11 protein-coding genes are annotated in these 18,785 nt (G+C 69.8%); 1 reads left to right on the top strand and 10 read right to left on the bottom strand.

The genetic code is table 11. The features are described 5' to 3' along the window. Positions 1-46 precede the first annotated feature (46 nt). The 7 genes from COA07_RS03715 to COA07_RS03745 form a co-directional block, all read right to left on the bottom strand. Positions 47-1,387, bottom strand: a complete 1,341-nt coding sequence (locus tag COA07_RS03715; protein WP_066712598.1) for a dicarboxylate/amino acid:cation symporter — start codon at positions 1,385-1,387, stop codon at positions 47-49. Between the two features lie 206 nt (positions 1,388-1,593). Then, positions 1,594-2,016 (bottom strand): hypothetical protein, encoded by a 423-nt coding sequence (locus COA07_RS03720; RefSeq protein WP_096640443.1) that lies wholly within the window; start codon positions 2,014-2,016, stop codon positions 1,594-1,596. 26 nt (positions 2,017-2,042) lie between these two features. Then, positions 2,043-2,753 (bottom strand): GDSL-type esterase/lipase family protein, encoded by a 711-nt coding sequence (locus COA07_RS03725; protein ID WP_066713977.1) that lies wholly within the window; start codon positions 2,751-2,753, stop codon positions 2,043-2,045. Next, positions 2,750-4,168 carry a carboxylesterase/lipase family protein gene (locus COA07_RS03730; protein ID WP_096640445.1) on the bottom strand — a complete coding sequence of 473 codons (1,419 nt, stop codon included), beginning with the start codon at positions 4,166-4,168 and terminating at the stop codon, positions 2,750-2,752. Before COA07_RS03730 ends, COA07_RS03725 begins: the two co-directional genes overlap by 4 nt. A gap of 10 nt (positions 4,169-4,178) precedes the next feature. Continuing rightward, the gene (locus tag COA07_RS03735; protein ID WP_245841985.1) at positions 4,179-7,586 is read right to left on the bottom strand and encodes a glycosyl hydrolase 2 galactose-binding domain-containing protein; all 3,408 of its coding nucleotides are present in this window, start codon (positions 7,584-7,586) and stop codon (positions 4,179-4,181) included. Between the two features lie 198 nt (positions 7,587-7,784). Then, a complete protein-coding gene (locus tag COA07_RS03740) occupies positions 7,785-8,672 on the bottom strand; it encodes an ROK family protein (RefSeq protein ID WP_066711435.1) in 888 nt (295 codons plus the stop codon). Between the two features lie 42 nt (positions 8,673-8,714). Next, a complete protein-coding gene (locus tag COA07_RS03745) occupies positions 8,715-9,890 on the bottom strand; it encodes an ROK family transcriptional regulator (RefSeq protein WP_245841986.1) in 1,176 nt (391 codons plus the stop codon). A 124-nt stretch (positions 9,891-10,014) separates the two neighbouring features. On the opposite strand from COA07_RS03745, the gene COA07_RS03750 reads away from it, so the two are divergent. Then, positions 10,015-12,534 carry a glycoside hydrolase family 3 protein gene (locus tag COA07_RS03750; RefSeq protein WP_083956894.1) on the top strand — a complete coding sequence of 840 codons (2,520 nt, stop codon included), beginning with the start codon at positions 10,015-10,017 and terminating at the stop codon, positions 12,532-12,534. Positions 12,535-12,582: 48 nt separating this feature from the next. On the opposite strand, the gene COA07_RS03755 is transcribed toward COA07_RS03750, so the two are convergent. The 3 genes from COA07_RS03755 to COA07_RS03765 form a co-directional block, all read right to left on the bottom strand. Continuing rightward, entirely contained in the window at positions 12,583-13,872 is a 1,290-nt protein-coding gene (locus tag COA07_RS03755; RefSeq protein WP_096640447.1) for a sugar porter family MFS transporter, read from the bottom strand. Further along, the gene (locus COA07_RS03760; protein ID WP_066709498.1) at positions 13,869-15,389 is read right to left on the bottom strand and encodes a tryptophan halogenase family protein; all 1,521 of its coding nucleotides are present in this window, start codon (positions 15,387-15,389) and stop codon (positions 13,869-13,871) included. Before COA07_RS03760 ends, COA07_RS03755 begins: the two co-directional genes overlap by 4 nt. Before the next feature lie 116 nt (positions 15,390-15,505). After that, a complete protein-coding gene (locus tag COA07_RS03765) occupies positions 15,506-18,604 on the bottom strand; it encodes a TonB-dependent receptor (protein ID WP_066709501.1) in 3,099 nt (1,032 codons plus the stop codon). Positions 18,605-18,785: the final 181 nt, after the last annotated feature.

Here is an 18,785-nt window from a genome sequence, read left to right on the forward strand (position 1 = left end):
CGCCTTTAGCCGACAGACGTTAATCCGGTCCTTAAGCCCGCATCGGTCACTCGGCCGGGATGGCCTCGGCCGGCAGCTGGTCGACGCGCGGCGCATGGCCGGCCAGCGCGGCGTCGAACCGCGACTGGTCCAGCCGGCCTTCCCACCGGGTGACGACCACGGTGGCCACGGCATTGCCGATGAAGTTGGTCAGGCTGCGGCATTCCGACATGAACCGGTCGACGCCCAGGATCAGCGCCATGCCCGCCACCGGCACGCTCGGCACGATCGACAGCGTCGCGGCCAGCGTGATGAAGCCCGCGCCGGTCACGCCCGCCGCGCCCTTCGACGACAGCATCGCCACCGCCAGCAACAGCAGCTGCTGGCCGATCGACAGCTCCACCCCGGTCGCCTGCGCGATGAACAACGCCGCCAGCGTCATGTAGATGTTGGTGCCGTCCAGGTTGAACGAATAGCCGGTCGGCACGACCAGCCCGACGATCGACTTCGGGCAGCCGGCGCGCTCCATCTTCTCGATCAGGCTCGGCAGCGCGCTTTCCGACGACGACGTGCCCAGCACCAGCAGCAGCTCGGTCTTCAGATAGGCGATCAGCTTGAAGATCGAGAAGCCGCACGCGCGTGCCACCAGGCCCAGCACGACGACGACGAACAGCAGCGACGTCAGGTAGAAAGTGCCGACTAGTGCCGCCAGGTTCAGCAGCGTGCCGACGCCGTACTTGCCGATGGTGAACGCCATCGCGCCGAACGCGCCGACCGGGGCGGCCTTCATCAGGATCGCGACGACCTTGAACACCGCCAGCGACAGGTCTTCCAGCGCATGGGTGACGCGTGCGCCGCGATCGCCGATCATCGCGAGGCCGATGCCGAACAGGATCGCGACGAACAGCGTCTGCAGGATGTTGCCCTCGCTCAGCCCCGATACGAACGTGTCGGGAATGATGTTGAGGAGAAAGCCGGTCAGCGTCGTGTCATGCGCCTTTTCGGCATATTCGGCGATCTTGGTGGTATCCAGCGTCGCCGGATTGATGTTCATCCCCGCGCCCGGACGGATCACGTTGCCCACCACCATGCCGACGACCAGCGCCAGCGTGGAGAAGGTGAGGAAATAGGCGAACGCCTTGGCGGCGACGCGGCCGACCGCGGCCAGATCGCGCATCCCGGCGATGCCGGTGACGATCGTCAGGAAGATCACCGGCGCGATGATCATCTTCACCAGCTTGATGAACCCGTCGCCGATCGGCTTCAGCGATTCGCCGACATGCGGCGCGAAGTGACCGATCGCCACGCCCGCGATGATCGCGATCAGCACCTGTGCGTACAGGTGGGCGTACCAGGGGCGCGGCGCCTCGGGCGTGCTGTCGATTACGGGGCTTGGGTGAAGTGCCATGGGCAGGATCCTCTCGTCGTCGGGCCCGCCGCCTCTTCTGTGCGAATGCGCGGGATCGCATCAGTCTGCCGACGCGATTCCCCGCGACCAAGCCTTCGCTCCACTCATATATTTACTTGTTTTTACAATCTCTTACCCGATCGCTTCGCAACGCGGCGTGCAGCGATCGACACACGAACGGCGTGCGATGTGCAGGATTCGACACATCACGCCGCCGCCAGGATTCGCGCGATCTCGTCCTCGGGCAGCCCGAACACGCTGGCCAGTCCCGCCACCGTCGCCCCGCGGCGCGACAGTTCGATGATCCGCCCGTGATCGACGTTGGTCGCGTAATGGCGGGTGTCGCGCGCCACGCGCTCCTCGCCGGTGCGCGCCAGTGCGCCCGACGCGCGGCGGCGCGGGCGCGCGTCGCGTTCCTCGCTACGCTCCTCCAGCCGCGCGGCGCGGCGCTGGTCCTCCTCGGCGCGGCGGGCGGCGCGCGCCGCCTCGCGTTCGCGCTGCCCGGCCTCGCGCTGTGCCTGCCGCTCCGCGGTACGCGCCTCCGCCGCCGCGATTCGTTCCTGCGCGCGCAGCGTCGCGCGCGCGCTGGCTGCCCCGGCGGGCCGCCCCCATCCCCGATCGTCCGTCATCCGCGCAGCCTCTACCGGCCCCGGCGTCACACGCCCAGCCGCTTCAGCACCGGTTCCAGCACGCCCGCCATCGCGTCGTACCCCGCTTCGGTCGGGTGCACCCCGTCATAGGCCAGGCCCGGCTTCATCCCGCCCTGCGCCGTGGCCAGTACCGGGGTATAGTCGACGAACGTCGCGCCCAGCGCGGGCGCGGTCAGCGCCAGCCAGTTGTTGATCGCGCGGATCGGCGCGACCGTCTCCAGCCCCGGCCGCCACGGGAAGTTCGCCGCCGGCGGCACCGACGCCAGCAGCACGCGGATATTGTTCGCGCGCGCCAGCTGCGTCATCGCGACCAGATTGTCCTGCGTCTGCGCGACCGTCATCGGCCCGGTATTGCCGGCGATGTCGTTGGTCCCCGCCATCAGGTGGACGACCTTCGGTTCCAGCGCGACGACGTCGGCCATCATCCGGCACAGCATCTGCGGCGTGGTCTGCCCGCCGATCCCGCGATCGACCCGCCCCGCGGTGAAGAACCCCGGCCGCTTGTCGATCCACCCCTGGGTGATCGAATCGCCCATGAAGACGATGCCGGTGCGCGCGCCCGACGCGATCAGCCGGCGGTTGTCCGCGGCATAGCGCCCCAGCCACGGCCAGTCGGTCTTCAGCCGCGCCTCCCCCGCATCGTCCGCGCCGGCTGGCAGCGCGGCAGCGACGCCCGCCAGCGCCGCCGCGCCGAACAATCCCCGCCGGTCGATCATAACGTGTCGCTCCACTGACAGATGCCGCCCGGCGCTTCCTGCCCCCCGCGCGCGCCCCGATTGTCGATCTCGATCCCGCTGCCCGCCGCGTCGAACGCCGGCCAGCGCGGCAGCGCGCTGCCATTGGGGTCGCCCGTGCGGATGAAATTCGCCCAATAGTCGATCACCGCCACCCCGCCGATCGGCTTGCCGCCATAGATATAGGGAAGCTCCGCGCCATGCCGCGTCATGGCCCCGTCGTCCGATCCGTCGAAGCGGTACGACCACACCCGCGCGCCCTTGCCCGCCAGCAGCCGCGCCAGCCGCTGTGCCGGGCAGCGGAACGTCGCATCGGTCGCGATCTGCTGGTCGCGGGTGCCGCGCCGCGGGTCGGCGGGCGGCGCCGGCTGGTCGAGCCGGTAATAGGCGCGCGCCCGGCCGGCGTTGGCGCCATAGCTCTGCCGGATGAACCGGTCGCGCTGCGCGGCGCCGCCGGGCAGGTCCAGTTCGAACGCATTGGTCCCGATCATCACGTCGCGCGCGGGCGCCTCTTCAAGCAGCCGGTCGGGCGCGCGAGGCAACACCACGCCGTCGATCGTCGTGCGCAGCCAGCGGTAATCCTGCCCCGCCAGCAGCGGATCGGCCAGCCGCTCCCCCGCCGCGAACACCGCATCGGCGCTCGCCCGCCGCATCGCCGCGATTGGCGCCGCCATCCGCTCGGCCGCGCCGCGCGGCCGCCACGGGATGCCGAACCCCGGCGTTCCGCTGCCCAGGATCGCGCGCGCGAACAGCCCGCGCGCCGCCGGCGCAGTCAGCAACAGCCCGACGTCCTGCGCCCCCGCGCTCTCCCCCGCGATCGTCACCCGGGCGGGGTCACCGCCGAACCGCGCGATATTCGCGCGCACCCAGCGCAGCGCCGCGATCTGGTCCTGCACCCCCCAGTTGCCGCCCGCCGTCCCGCGCCGCGTCGCAAACCCCAGCGCGCCCAGCCGATACCGCACGCCGACCACCACGATCCCGCGATCGACCAGCGGCCCCGCCGCCATGTCGCCCGGCGATCCCGCGTAATTGCCCCCGCCGTGGATCCACACCAGCACCGGCCGCCGCCCGGCCAGCCCCGCCGTCCCGACATCCAGCGTCAGGCAATCCTCCGACCGGAACGCATGGTCGGCGCGGTTCCAGCCATGATCCTGCTGAATGCACGCGCGCGCCGGCGCCCGCGCGTCGCGCACGCCCGTCCACCGCGCCGGCGGCACCGGCGGCGCCCAGCGGCGCGCGCCCAGCGGCGGCGCGGCGAAGGGAATGCCGCGGAACACGATCCGCTTCCCCTCGGCCGTCCCCCGCACCGGCCCGGCGCCGGTGTCGGCCACCTGCGCCCTCACCTGCACCGCGCCCGGGGCGGCCCAGACCAGCGCCGCCGCCAGCGCGATCGTCACCGGGCGATCCTCACCGCGCGACCTTCGCCGACGGCACGTTCCACCCGCGCATCGTCACCTCCGGCGTCGCGGTCACCGTCGCGGGATAACGGATCGTCACCACCTTGCTCTCGCCCGGCAGCAGCGCGACGTAATTGTCGGTGTAGAACGCCGGCAGGATCCGCTCGCCCTTCGCATCCACCAGCGTCAGCTTGGTGTTCAGCGCCGGCACCTGCCCGTCGTTGGCCAGCGTCACCGTCACCACCCGATCGGCACCGTCGACCGCGCCCGCCGCCATCCGCGCGGTCAGCGTCGCGGGCGCCAGCGTATCCAGCGCGCGATACGACGCCGCATCGCGCCCGCGCCAATAGAAGTTCTCGGACAGCAGCGTGCCCGCCGCATCGGTCAGCTTCAGGCTGACCAGCACCATCGGGTGCGCGGCATACAGGCCGTCCAGCGGCACCGCCGCCAGCGGCGTCGCGCGGTTGGACAGTGCGTCCAGCCGGTCGGTGCGCGTGAACAGCTCGGCATTGTCCAGCCCGACGACGCGCGTGGTGGCGGTCAGCCCCGTCAGGTCACCCTGCGTGGTGTTCAGCACCACCAGTTCGTTGTTCGGCAGGTTCAGCTGGACGTGGACCGGCTCGGCCGCCTTCTTTGCCCCGTAATAGGCGGCGTGCGTGTCGTAATCCCACGAATAGATCTGCCACGCGTTCGACGGCCACGCCGGATGCGTCATCCACAGCAACCGCCCGCTGTTCTTGGTCCACAGATGGCCCAGGAACCCTTCGTACATCGCCTTGTGGGTTTCCAGGTTCATCATCTGCGCCTTGCGCTCGAAATCGGCGAAGTCGCGGCCCGCGCCGAACATCGTGTCCAGCGTCTGCATGAACGTCTTGGTGTCGCCGTTCCCGCCGAAATGCCAGTCGTGATACGCCAGCACGTCGCCCAGCGGCCAGCGATCGCCCTTCGGCACGTAACTGGCGATCGATTCGGCGGTCGACAGCGACGGGGTGCCCGTCTCCACGGAAAATCCGGTCGCCAGATCGGTGAAATACCCCACCGGCGGGCGGTAATTGTACGGGCCGGACCCCTGCAGGTTGATGACGTTGCTGCTGCCGGTGAACCATCGCGTGCCGTCCAGGTCGAACACCGCGTCGTCCAGCCCCTCGTTCAACGTCGGATACGGCACGCCCTCGTTCCGGCCGAACCACAGGATGATCGACGGATGGTTGCGGTACCGCGCAATCGTGTCGCGCGCATTGGCCAGGAACAGCGCGGCATCGTCCGGCTCGATCTGGAAATTCTGCGTCGATTGCCAGAAGTCGTTCAGCACCATCATGCCGTTTTCGTCGGCAAGATCGTAGAACTCTTCCTCGGTATTGGTGCCCATCCAGTTGCGGATGACGTTCATGTGCGCCTCCTTCTGGAGGCGGAAGTACGGCGCCAGCCGGTCGTAGCTGATGCGCTTCATCGCATCGTCCATGCCCCAGTTGCCGCCGCGCGCGGCGATGCGCACGCCGTTGACGCGGATCGTCAGGTGCGGCTCGGGCAGCGTCTCGGCGATCGGCGTCACCGCCGGCGACGTCTCGCCCGCCGGGGTCAGCGATTCGGCCCAGCCGGTCGGCGACTGCTTGATCGCGGCATGGCGCACGTCGATCAGCTTCTGCCCCGCCAGCGCGCCGTTGGTCGTCTGCACGTTGACGCGGCGCAACGCTCCCTTGGCGTCGAACAGCGACAGGTCGTAGCTCACCTCGCGGATGCCGAACCGCCCGCTCTTCACGTCGGACACGCCGCCCGCGTCGCTCACCTGATAGGTGGCGTGGTACAGATGCGCCTCGCCATAGCCGTTGGGCCACCACAATTGCGGGTTCGCGACCTTCAGCTGCGCGAACTCGGCCGGGGTGAAGCGCACCTCGCTGCGCCCGGCCGGGGCGGTCACCTGCTTGGTCACCTCCACGCCCTCGAACGCCACCTTCACCGTCACCGGGGCGGCGGCGCCGTCATTCTCGATCGGCACGGTGACATAGACGTCGGCGCTGTCGGTGCGCGGCAGCGGCAGGTCCGTGACGACATGCGGGTCCAGGATGCGGACATTGCCGTGCGCCACCAGCTCGACCGGGCGCCACAGCCCGGTGTTGCGGTCGCGGATGCCGGGGATCCAGTCCCACCCCTCGGTCGCGACGAAGGTCGGGCCGTCGATCGCCAGCTGCCCGCCGTTCTCGCCCACGCCCGCCTTGACCGATTGTTCGTGCGGGATGCCGGGGTGCGGCGGCGGCGATACCTTCACCGCGATCACGTTCTCGCCCGCCACCGGCACGTAATCGAACTGCCCGCGGATGAACGCGCCGCGCGTCGTGCCCAGCTTCTGCCCGTTCGCCCACATTTCGGCCGCGTAATTGATCCCGCCGAACACCAAAGTCAGCTTCCGTCCGGCGGCTTGCGGGGGCACGGTGAAGCTGGTGCGGTACCAGTAATCCTGCCGCGCCAGGCTTTCGGGGATCTTCAGGTTGTTGAGGCCGTAATAGGGATCGGGATAGACGCCGCGATCGACCAGCGTCTGCAACACCGTGCCCGGCACGGTCGCGGTGCGCCACGTCCCGTTCGCGCGCCCGGGCCGCGACAGCGCGGCGCCGTCGCCGGTCACCTCGGGCGCGGCGGCCAGTTGCCAGCCGTTGACCTGCCACCGCCCCGCCGCGGTCGGCTGCAGCGCCGGCGCGGTCGGCACCGGCTTGGCGACCGGCGCGCTATAGGCGGCATCCCCGTTCGACTGCGGCAGCGTCCAGGCGTCCTGCTGCTGCGTCATGCCGATATTGGCGCTCTTCTGGAACAGCCAGCCCTGCCCGACCTGCCACAGCTGGACGTTGGCGAAATCGGGCCGCGCGCGCATCGCCGCCGCCGCCTGCTGCGCGGTCAGCGCCTCGTCGTGCAGCGTGGCGCCCACCAGCGTGCCGCCGAAATGCACCGCACCCGGCAGCGCGCGCGCGACGTGCAGCGTCGCCATCGTCCTCGTCGACGCCAGCGCCCCTTGCGCCACGCGCCGCCCGTCGACGTACAGCGTTCCCCGCGTCCCGTCCGACGACGCGGTCACCTGCGTCCAGCGGCCGGGGGTCAGCACCGGGCCGGTGATCGTCGCCGGGCCGTCGCGCCACATCAGCCGCCCGTCCTTCAACGTGACCATCCGCGCCTCGCCCAGCGCGATCAGCGGCACGTCGCCCGCCTGTCGCGCATCGGCCTTGATCCACACGGAGAAGCTGTACGGCGCACCCGCCGCGGCGACGCGCTCGTCCCCGCCGACCGCGCGCTCGATCCCGATTCCGCCGGGAAGGAAGGCGGCATTGTACGGGCCGCCGTTGGCCGGCACCCCGGCGCTTGCCGGTCCCGCCATCACCACCACTGCCGCCGCCAGCAGCAGCGCCGCTTTCCTGCTCCAACCCGTCACGCGATCCTCCCGTTCGCCGCACCCGTCGTGCCGGGGCAGCGTTCGCCGATTAATGCCATCATCTTTTATTATTGGGCAAGCCGGAAGTGCGCCGCTGCATCGCCCACCGTCGCGAATGCCATGCGAAAGGCGCACCGAACCGCCTCGAACCGCGCCGCAACCCTGCCCGCGCCGTCTGCGACTCGCGCCGCGCCGCGCCTAATCCAACGATTCCAGCGCCAGTGCGATCGGTCCCAGCGGGCCTGCGGCGGTCCCCAGCCCCGGCTCGACGATGTAATCCGCCGCTGGCAGCACCAGATAGTCGCCCACCAGCGCGCGCACCCGCGCGTCGATCAGCGCGATCAACTCGGGCCTTTGGGCGATCACCCCGCCCCCCACCAGCACGCGGCGCGGCGCGCTCGTGCACGCCAGCGCCTGGATCATCTGCGCCAGCGCGTCCGCCACCAGCGTCCAGGCCGGGTCGTCACCGGCGATTTCCTCGCCCGGCCGCCCGCATCGCGCCGCGATCGCCGGCCCAGCGGCCAGCCCCTCGACGCAGTCGCCATGATACGGGCACGCCCCCGCGAAGGCATCGCCGGGCACGCGCGCCACCCGCATATGCCCCGCCTCGCAATGCCCCAGCCCGCGCGTCGCCGCACCGTTGACGATCGAACCCACGCCCACCCCGGTCCCGACCGTGACATAGGCGAAGTCCTTGAGCCCGCGCGCCGCGCCCCAGCGCCGCTCCGCCATCGCCGCGCCGTTGACGTCGGTGTCGAACGCCACCGGCACCGGATAGCGCGCCGCCAGCGGCGGCAGCACCGGCGTGTCGCGCCATCCCGGCTTGGCGGTGGCGGTGATATGGCCGTGATCGGGGGCGGCCGGGTCCAGCTGCACCGGGCCGAAGGATGCTACGCCCAGCGCGTCGAACCCGCCGTCCTGCCACCAGCCGTCCAGCACCGCCGCGATCGCCCCGATCGCCGCGTCGGGGTCGCTGCCGGTGCGCACCGTCTCCTGCGCGACGATCGCGCCCTCACGCGTCGCCAGCACGACGACGCACTTCGTGCCCCCCAGTTCGACGCCAGCGATCCGCCCGGCCTGCGCCATGTCCCTCGTCCCCCGAATGATGGTGATGATGATCCGGCGGCGTCAGCGCAGCGCCGACACGCGCCGCTCCGCCTTGCTGTCCGCGGGCAGCAACAGGTCCCCGAACGACAGCAGCGCCGCGCCCACCGCCGGCGAATCCTCCGCGAGCGCCGCGGCCTGCACCGGCGCCAGCGCGGGCGCGTGCCGCCCCGCCAGCCGCACCAGCGTGTTGGTGCGCTGCGCCAGTTCGTCGACCAGCGCCATCGGCAACCGCCCGCCGATCAGCACCGCACCCGGGTTCAGCAGGCAGCTGACCGCGATGATCGGCTCCACCAGCGCCTGTGCCGCGCGCGCGACCCATTCGTGCGCCACCGCCGCGACGCGCGCATTGCGCATGTCGGGCTGGCGCACGCTGACGTCGCTCAACCCCGCCTCCACGAACGCGCGTGACAGCCCGGCCAGCGACACGATGTTCTGCAACTGCGTGCGCCCGCCATAGCCGTCGTCCACGGTCAGGAAGCCGATTTCCCCGCTGCGCCCGTTCGCGCCGCGGTCGTACAGCGAATTGACGACGACGCCCCCACCCAGGCCGAACGCGACCAGCAGGTAGAAGAAGCTGGCGTGGTGCTGCCCCATGCCGAACTGCATCTCGCCGATCGCGGCGGCGGCGGCGTCATTCTCCACCGTGACGGGGACGGCCAGCGGCTCGGCCAGCAGCGCGGCCAGATCGGTGCGGCTCCACACGTCGTAGTCGGGCGGGCGCCCCGGCAGGTTCACGGCCCCCAGATCGTCGGGCAGCGCGACCCCGATCCCGCTCACCGCGGCCCCGTCGATCCCGGCCTCCGCCAGCAACGCGCCGACATGGTCGCGATAGAAGGCCTGGACGTCGCCTGGCATCGGGAACGCCATCTCGCGGCTGATCCGCGCGCGCACCGCACCGCCGAAATCCACCGCCACCATCGTCAAATGGTCGCGGTCGATGTTGATGCCGATCGAAAAGGCGCCGCCGGGGCTGACCACCAGCCGCATCGCCGGCTGCCCGCGCCCACCGCGCCGCTGCCCGGCGGGCTGAAGCAGCCCGTCCTCCAGCAGGCGGTTGGTGATGTTCGATACCGTCGCCGGGGTCAGCCCGGTGACCTGCGCGATATCGGCGCGCGTCGCCGCCCCCGCGACGCGGATGGCATGCAGCACCACGCGCTGGTTATGCTGACCGGCATGCTCGATGTTGGCACCCGCCAACCGCGGCCGGTAGCTAGGTGTGTCGACCCCGCTCTCCATTCCAACGCAATGTACGGCATGGACAGAATATATCAATCGTTTTACGATTTTCCCGAAACCACTGAATTTGCGACGGGAGAACGGGATGCGATCGACGGGCTGGCTGCTGGCGGGGGCGATCGCGCTCACCGCGACGACGATGCCGGTCGCGGCGCAGGGTCGCGCCGCGGATAGCCGGGCGCCCGATACATTGGGCAGCGACACCGTCCACCCCGCCGACTGGCCCGCGCCCCGCTGGCCCTATCCGCGCGATCCGGCGATCGAGGCGCGCGTCGCCGACCTCCTCCGCCGGATGACCGTGGAGGAGAAGGTCGCGCAGGTGATCCAGCCCGATATCGCGCACGTCACCCCCGCCGACATGCGACAGTATCACTTCGGCTCGATCCTGAACGGCGGCAATTCGGCGCCAAACAACGACGAATTCGCGCCCGCGCCCGAATGGCTGAAGCTGGCGGACGCCTTCTACGACGCCTCGGTCGATCGGTCGAACGGCGGGGTGGGCGTGCCGATGATCTGGGGGACCGACGCGGTCCACGGCCATTCGAACATCGTCGGCGCCACGCTGTTCCCGCACAACATCGGGCTGGGCGCGATGCGCGATCCGGCGCTGATCCAGCGCATCGGCGCCGCGACCGCGCAGGAAATCCGCGCGACCGGCATGGAATGGACCTTCGCCCCCACCGTCACGGTGCCGCAGGATTACCGCTGGGGCCGCGCCTATGAAGGCTATTCGTCGGACCCCGCGCTGGTCTCCTCCTATGTCGGCGCGATGATCCGCGGGTTGCAGGGCGAACCGGGCAAGGAAGCGGTGCTCAAGGGGCCGCACGTCATCGCCAGTACCAAGCATTTCCTGGCCGATGGCGGCACGAAGAACGGCGTCGACCAGGGCGATGCGCAGATTGACGAAGCGACGCTGCGCCGCATCCATGGCGCGCCCTACGTCCCCGCGATCGAGAACGGCGTCGAGACGGTGATGGCCAGCTTCTCCAGCTGGAACGGGCGCAAGCTGACCGGGCACAAGGGTCTGCTGACCGATGTGCTGAAGGACCGGATGAACTTCGGCGGCCTCGTGGTGTCGGACTGGAACGCGCACGGCCAAGTCGCGGGCTGCACCAACGCCAGCTGCCCCACCGCGCTGCTCGCCGGGATCGACCTTTATATGGCGCCGGACAGCTGGAAACCGCTCTACGCCTCGCTCCTCTCGCAGGTGAAATCGGGACAGGTGCCGATGGCGCGGCTCGACGATGCGGTATCGCGCATCCTGCGCGTGAAGGCGCGGATGGGCCTGTTCGAGGCGGGGCGTCCGTCGTCCCGGCCGCTGTCCGGGCAGTTCGACCTGCTCGGCAGCCCCGCGCACCGCGCGATCGCGCGCGAGGCGGTGGCCAAATCGCTCGTCCTCCTCAAGCAGCAGGGCAGCGTGCTGCCGATCCGTCCCGGCGCGAAGGTGCTGGTCGCCGGCGACGGCACCGATGATATCGCGCGCCAGTCCGGCGGCTGGACGCTGACGTGGCAGGGCACCGGCCTCGACAATGCACGCTTCCCGGGCGCAACCTCGATCTGGAAGGGGCTGAACGACGCCGTCACCGCGGCGGGCGGCACCGCCACCCTGTCGCCGGAGGGCAGCTTCACCACCAGGCCCGACGTCGCGATCGTCGTGTTCGGCGAGACACCCTATGCCGAATTCCAGGGCGACGTGAAGGCGCTGCAGCTTGCGCCCGAATTGCGCCGCCCGTGGGACACGATGCGTGCGCTGAAGGCGAAGGGCGTGCCGGTCGTCGCGCTGATGATCACCGGGCGGCCGCTATACGTGAACCCGGCGCTCAACCTTGCCGATGCGTTCGTCGTCGCCTGGCTGCCCGGGTCGGAGGGCGGCGGCATCGCCGACGTGCTGGTCGCGGGGCGTGACGGCAAGGCGCCGCGCGGCTTTACCGGCACGCTGCCCACCGCCTGGCCGGTCAGCGCCGCGCCCGGCGCCGCGACGCTGTTCCCGTTCGGCTACGGCCTGACCGGCGCATCGACGTGGACCGCGCTGCCCGAAAACGCCGGGGTCGCCGACACCGCGACGGAGGGCGTGTATCTGGATCGCGGTGCGCCGGGGACGGGCGGCTCGCTGACCGTCGCGGACGCGGACGGCACGTCTCCCGCGCGCATCACCACCCTGCCCGCGCGCGCGGCGGGGGGCGGGGTCACCGTGTCGGCGACCGACCATGTCGTACAGGAAGGCGCACGCCGCTTCGCGATCGCCGGCCGCGGCGCGACGATCGCGGTCGAGCCGCAGGCGCCGGTCGACATCACCCGCCAGTCGAACGGCGACGTCCTGCTGGTGACGACGGTGCGCCGCGATACCGCGCTGGCGGGCGCCGCGACGATCGGGATGCGCACCGGCGATCGCATTACCACGCTGCCGCTGCCGCAACTGGCGGCGCTGCCACAGGGCCAGTGGAAGACGCTGGCCGTGCCGCTCAAGTGCTTCGCCGGGGCCGGCGCCGATCTGGCGAAGGTCAATGCGCCGTTCGTCCTGACGCTCGCCGGCACGGGGACGATCAGCCTGTCGCGCGTCGCGCTCGGCATGGTCGCCGACCAGACGGTCGCCTGCGCGAAGTAAGCTCGCGGACGGCCGCCCCGACGACGGTCGGGGCGGCCCGTCACGCTTCTATCGCGCCAGATCGGCGCTGATCGCCTCCAGGTCGCGCCCGCGCGTTTCCGCGAACAGCCGCCACACCAGCACCGCCTGCGCCAGCATCGCCGCGGCGAAGAACCAGAACGGCAGCGCCCGGTCCCAGTCCGCGACCAGCGGAAAGGCGAACGACAGCACCGCATTGGCGACCCAGTGCGTCGCGCTGCCGACGGATTGCCCGCGCGCACGCACGTCGGTGGGGAATATCTCGCTCAGATACACCCAGATCACCGCCCCCTGCGACATGGCGAAGGCGACGATGAACAGGATCAGCAGCGGCAGCAGCCACGCCGCCGACGCCGCCCCGGCATAGACCAGCGCGACCCCGGCCAGCGCCAGCGCGGTCACCACGCCGCCGCCGATCAGCAACGGCTTGCGCCCCACCCGGTCGATGACCGCCATGCCCGTGACGGTCGCGACCAGATTGGCCGCGCCGATCGCGATCGCCTGCATGTCGCCCGACACGCCATGGAAACCCGCGGCGGCGAAGATGTCGTTCAGGTAGTACAGGATCGCGTTGATCCCCGACAGCTGGTTGAACAGCCCGATCGCGATCGCCAGCAGGATCGGCATCCGGTGGATTCGCCAGTCGAGCCGCCCGGTCCCGCCGCTTTCCACCACCGGCACCGCGGCCAGCCCCAGCCGCGCCGCCGCCGCCTGCGCCTCGCCGCCGCGCCCGCGTGCGGTCAGCCAGCGCGGGCTTTGCGGCAATCCGGTCAGCAGCAGCAGGAACAGCGCCGCCGGCACCGCCGCAACGCCCAGCTTCCACCGCCACGCGATGTCGGCCGTCACCGCCTGCGCCACCAGATAATTGCTCAGATACGCCACCAGGATGCCGGCGACGATATTGAACTGGAACAACCCCACCAGCAGCCCGCGGCGCTGCGGCGGGCTGATCTCCGCGATATAGACCGGCACCAGCACCGACGACGCGCCGATCGCCAGCCCGCCCAGCACGCGGAACGCGACGAACGCGGGCAGCGACGTCGCCACCGCGCATCCCACCGCCGATATGACGTACAGCAGCCCGACGACCCGCAGCACCGCCAGGCTGCCCCAGCGGTCGCCCGGCGGCCCGCTGAACAACGCGCCCGCCAGCGTCCCCCACAGCGCCGCCGATACCGCCGCGCCCAGCCCGGCGGAGGACAGCGCATATTCGTGGCGCAGCGCATCGGTCACGCCGGAGATCACCGCGGTGTCGAACCCGAACAGCAATCCGCCCAGGCTCATCGCCACGACGGCGCGGGTGTGCGTCGCGCGGCTCATGCGCCGACCGTCCGCGCCAGGAACGCATCATGCGGCTCGGCATGAGCAAGCGTGCCGGCGATCGCCGCGCGCATCCGCGACAGGCTGTCGGCCAGGTCGCGTTCGCTCACCTGATCGGCCAGCGGCGAATACCGCGCGGGCAGATCGTCGAACCCGGCATACATGCTCAGCCAGCTCGGGTCCTGAAACGTATCCCATTCGTTGCGCACAAATTCTCCCCCTGCCCGCCATGCGTCGAGCTTGATCTGCAATCCCTCGGTCGGCTCCAGCGCGCGCATCCGGTCCCAGAACGGCTCGCCGATGCGGCGGTTCGACCAGTAATGCAGCAACAGGAAATCGCGCAGCCGCTCGAACTCCAGCACCGATTGCCGGTTGTACGTCGCCGCCAGCCGCGGATCGAAGTCCTTGTCCGGGAACAGCGCGACGAACCGCTCCAGCCCCGACTGGATCAGCGAGATGCTGGTCGATTCCAGCGGCTCCAGGAACCCGGACGCCAGCCCCAGCGCGACGACGTTCCTGTCCCAGAAGCGTGCGCGATGCCCGGTGGTGAAGCGCAGCCGATTGGGCGCGGCCAGCGGCTCGCCCTCCAGCGACGCCAGCAGGTCGCGCTCCGCCTCGTCGTCGCCGACGTGATCGGAGCAATAGACGTAGCCGTTCCCGACGCGGTGGCGCAGCGGGATGCGCCATTGCCATCCGCCCTTGCGCGCGGTCGCGACGGTGAAGGGCGTCGTCGGCCCATCGGCGGCGGCGCACGGGATCGCGATCGCCCGGTCGCACGGCAGCCAGTGCCGCCAGTCGACATAGGGGACGCCCAGCGCGTCGCCCAGCAACAGGCTGCGAAACCCCGAACAGTCGATCCACAAATCGCCCGCGACGCGCCGGCCGTCGTCCAGCGTCACCGCTGCGACGCGCCCGTCCGCCCCGTCGCGCTCCACCGCCTCGATACGCGCGTCGATGTGGCGTACGTTATTGGCCACCGCCAGCCGCCGCAGCAGCGCGGCAAACTTCGAGGCGTCGAAATGCACCGCGAAGTTGAACACGCCCAGGTCGTTCGCCGGCCGATCGGACGGCGGCAGGAACAGCCCCCGCTCCGCCAGTTGCGTCGCCAGGCAATAATCGGACAGCGGGGTCGCATCCCCCGCCGCGCGCATCTTCAGCCAGTAATGGTGGAACGCCACCCCGCGCGCGGCCACACCATACAGGCCGAACGGGTGGAAGAAGCGGTGCCCGTCCTGCTTCCACCCGTCGAAGCGGATGCCGTATTTGATCGTGCCGCCGGTCTCGCGCAGCACCTCCGGCTCGCCCAGTTCGATCGCCGCCAGGAAATCGCGGATCGCCGGCACGGTCGCCTCACCCACCCCGACCGTCCCGATCGCGGCGCTTTCGATGACGGTGATGTCCGGGCGCAGATGCCCCAGCCGCCGCGCCAGATAGGTCGCCGCCATCCACCCCGCGGTGCCCCCGCCCACGATCACGATCGACCGCACCGGCCCGTTCATCGCCGCCTCCCCTGTCATGTCCCGTCCGTCCGTTGCGCCTGTCTACCCCGATCCGCCTGCCCGCCACATGAAAAAGCCGCCGCACATGCACGTGGCATATGCGGCGGCCAGTCGGGGTCGGGGGACCGACTCGATCAGAACTTGGCGCGCACGCCCGCGATGAAGCGGCGCTCGTAGATGTTCTCGTTGAACACCTGGTCCGGCCACGTCAGGTAATAACGCTCCGTCTCCGCGGTCAGGTTGGACGCCTGGCCGTAGATCGTGACGTTCGGCGTCACGTCGAAGGAGATCGACGCATCCAGATAGTTGGTCGGCTGCTGATACTGCGCCAGCCCGGCGATGCCGCCATAGTTGGACGACACCAGCCGCTTCGAGCGATAGTTGTACGCGACACGCGCCTGGAACCCGTACTGTTCGTACCACAGCGCGGTGTTCACCTGATGCTTCGAATTGTCCTGGAACGGCATCTTGTTGCCGGCCAGATCGACACCGCCCGCATCGCCCAGCGACAGCGTGTAGTTGGCGTCGATGCCGAAGCCGCCGAAGAAGCCGTTGACGCCATAGTCGCGCAGCGACTGGCGCGCCGACGCCTCGATCCCCTTCAGCGTGCCGCCCTCGCCCTGTGCCAGCGTGTTCGTCACCACCGGGCGGCGGATCACGCCGTCGTTATCGGGGATGTCGTTGCGCAATTCGGTGCTGTTGGTGATGAAGCTGTCCACCGCCAGATAGAAGGCGCCGATCGCCACCAGGCTGGACCGCCCGGTGTAATATTCCAGGCTGGCTTCCGCATTGGTCGACCGCCACGGATTGAGGTTCGGGTTGCCGCGCGAATCCGCAGTCCGCGCCTCGAACCGTGCCGGATTTACCTGCGTGTTGATGGCGTAGTTGACGTTCAGGCCACCACCCCATTGCAGGAAGTCGAGCACCGTCATCGTCTTCGAGAAGGCGGCGCGCGCGCGCAGCTTGTCGGTGACGTCGAAGGCGATGTTGATCGACGGCAGGAAGTCGGTGAACTGGCGCTTGGTCACGACGTCGCCGGCGTCCACGCCCGACACGCCGTACGGCTGCGGCGCGCCGACGATGTTCTGGCGCACGTTCAGGCGGGTGTTGACCACCTGCAGGCCGCCGTTGGCGCGGAACGCCATGCCCAGCAATTCGCCCTCACCCGACACCTGGCCGTAGCCGGAGATCTGGCGGACGTTGACGGTGAACGAATCCGCCGGGTTCACCAGGTTCTGGCTGCCGGGGTAGAATTTGTTCTGCCACGCCTCGCTGTCGTCCATCGCCTTGGGATCGAGCGCCCACAGCGTCGGCGCGCCGGCGGCGGGCAAGCCGTATTGCTTCATCAGCCCGGCGAAGATCTGGTCGTTGCCCTGCCGCGTCAGGCCGGCGGTATAGGCATTGCCCTGCGCATCCAGCACCGCGCACTTGCCGTCGTTCAGGTTGACGTCGAACGCCTTCCACTTGACCAGGCAGCCGGCGGCCGGGTTGGCGGCATTGTCGCGATTGCCGGCGTAGAAGGGCGAGACGCGGTCGAACGTGAACTGGTCCACGCTGCGCTCGCTGTAGCGGCCGCCGAAGTTCAGGCGGACCTGATCGTTCGCCTGCCACTCGGCATCGCCGCGCAGCGCCCAGATATCGCCGTTCTGATACTGGTTGCCCTCCGACGAGATCGTCTTCAGGCCATAGCGCGACACGTCGGCCGCCTGCGTCAGGAACCCCGGCGAGAAACCGAACGCCGGCGCGCCGCTCGAATAGTCGATCGTCGCGGTCTGGCTGTAGATCTGGTAGCCGGTCGGGTTGAACGTGCGATCGCCACCCACCGACGCCGGGTAATTGCCGACGCCGTTATACGCCCACTGGCGCCCGTTGGTCAGGCTGAACTGGGTATAGGCCTGGTCCCTGTTGCGCTTCGCCTTGCCGTAGATGCCGCGGACGGTCGCCTTGAACGTGTCGCTGGGCTTCCAGTCGAGCTGCAGATTGTAGTTCTGCGATTCGCTCTTGGTGCGGAACGTCTCCGAATAGCTGTCGAAGCTCGGCAGGCTGTAGGTATACTGCTGGACGGTGTTGATGTGATAGCCGTTGCTGTCGATCGCCCCGGTATCGCGCGACTTGGTCGGCAGGAACGGCGAGGACAGCCAGTCGACGTTCTGGAACTGGAAGCCGGCGGTGCGGTCATACTGCGTCTGGCGCGTATAGAAACCGTCCGCGGTCAGCCGCAGCGCGTCGTTCAGCTCGATCTGCAACGAGGCATTGGCGCCGAACCGCTGGCGGCTGGTGATGCGGTTCCAGGCGGTGTGCGACTGCGGCGTGATGAACGAATCATTCGCGTCGCCGTCACCGTTGACGTCGTAGCCGATGATCGTGCCCGCGCCGTTGCGCACCGGGGTGCCGCGGCTGACGCCGTTGTTGCCGACCGCGAACGCGCCCGGATTGGTCGCGCTGCCGCCTTCGTTGTTCAGCGCGACGCCGTAATCCTGCAACCCGCGGAAGCTGTTGGCCAGCGTCAGGTCGCTGTATGCCGCCGACGCCAGGAAACCGATCCGCTCGCCATGATAGGCGATCAGGCCGTTGGCCGACGGGTTCCAGTCCTTGGTCTTGTCGCCATACTGGCCCTCGGCCGCGGCCGACAGCGTCAGCCCGCGCTTCAGGTCGAACGGGCGGCGCGTCAGCAGGTCGACGGTGCCCGACAGGCCCGCCTGCTGCAACGACGCGGTCGGCGACTTGAACACCGTCGCGCCGGAGAACAGCTGCGAGGGGATGTCGGTGAAGTTCGGCTGCACCGAGGTGACCGAATTGGCGCCCAGGAACTGCTCGCCGTTCAGCAGCGTCGTCACCTGCGGCAGGCCGCGGATGTTGACCGCGCCGCCCTCGCCCGCCTCGCGGCGGATCTGCACGCCCGGGATGCGCTGGAGCGAATCGGAGATGGTGACGTCGGGCAGCTTGCCGATGTCCTGCGCGCTGATCGCCTCGACCACGCTGTCGGCGTTGCGCTTCACCTCGATCGCGCGCGCCTGCGACGCACGGATGCCGGTGACGACGATTTCGCTTTCCGCCTCGGCGGACTGGCTGGGCGCGGCGGTCGCGTCCTGCGGCGTGGCGTTGACGTCGGGCGTGTTGCCGACCGGCGTCTGCGCCAGCGCGGCACCCGGCAGCGCGACCAGACCCATCGCCACCGTCGAGGCAGCACCCATCAGCATCGCGCGAACCAACGGCTTCGAACCGTAACGCATGTCATCCTCCCCTGTTTCTCAACCTGCGGGACGCCCTATCGCCCTCGCCGTTCTGCAATCAATTTGATTTAATCATTCGAACGGCGGATTCTGTCAAGCGTGACGAATTCGTCACACATTTCCAGGCCACCGCCGTGGGAACGTTCCCACGGGGACGCATACAGCATTGAGAGCAATGGGG

The organism is Sphingomonas adhaesiva (genome assembly GCF_002374855.1).
GTDB lineage: Bacteria > Pseudomonadota > Alphaproteobacteria > Sphingomonadales > Sphingomonadaceae > Sphingomonas > Sphingomonas adhaesiva.

What these genes read in the sequence shown, in the direction of transcription:
- COA07_RS03765 (WP_066709501.1), bottom strand. Translation starts at nt 18,604, where the DNA reads ATGCGTTACGGTTCGAAGCCGTTGGTTCGCGCGATGCTGATGGGTGCT.
- COA07_RS03750 (WP_083956894.1), top strand. Translation starts at nt 10,015, where the DNA reads ATGCGATCGACGGGCTGGCTGCTGGCGGGGGCGATCGCGCTCACCGCG.
- COA07_RS03720 (WP_096640443.1), bottom strand. Translation starts at nt 2,016, where the DNA reads ATGACGGACGATCGGGGATGGGGGCGGCCCGCCGGGGCAGCCAGCGCG.
- COA07_RS03755 (WP_096640447.1), bottom strand. Translation starts at nt 13,872, where the DNA reads ATGAGCCGCGCGACGCACACCCGCGCCGTCGTGGCGATGAGCCTGGGC.
- COA07_RS03760 (WP_066709498.1), bottom strand. Translation starts at nt 15,389, where the DNA reads ATGACAGGGGAGGCGGCGATGAACGGGCCGGTGCGGTCGATCGTGATC.
- COA07_RS03740 (WP_066711435.1), bottom strand. Translation starts at nt 8,672, where the DNA reads ATGGCGCAGGCCGGGCGGATCGCTGGCGTCGAACTGGGGGGCACGAAG.
- COA07_RS03725 (WP_066713977.1), bottom strand. Translation starts at nt 2,753, where the DNA reads ATGATCGACCGGCGGGGATTGTTCGGCGCGGCGGCGCTGGCGGGCGTC.
- COA07_RS03715 (WP_066712598.1), bottom strand. Translation starts at nt 1,387, where the DNA reads ATGGCACTTCACCCAAGCCCCGTAATCGACAGCACGCCCGAGGCGCCG.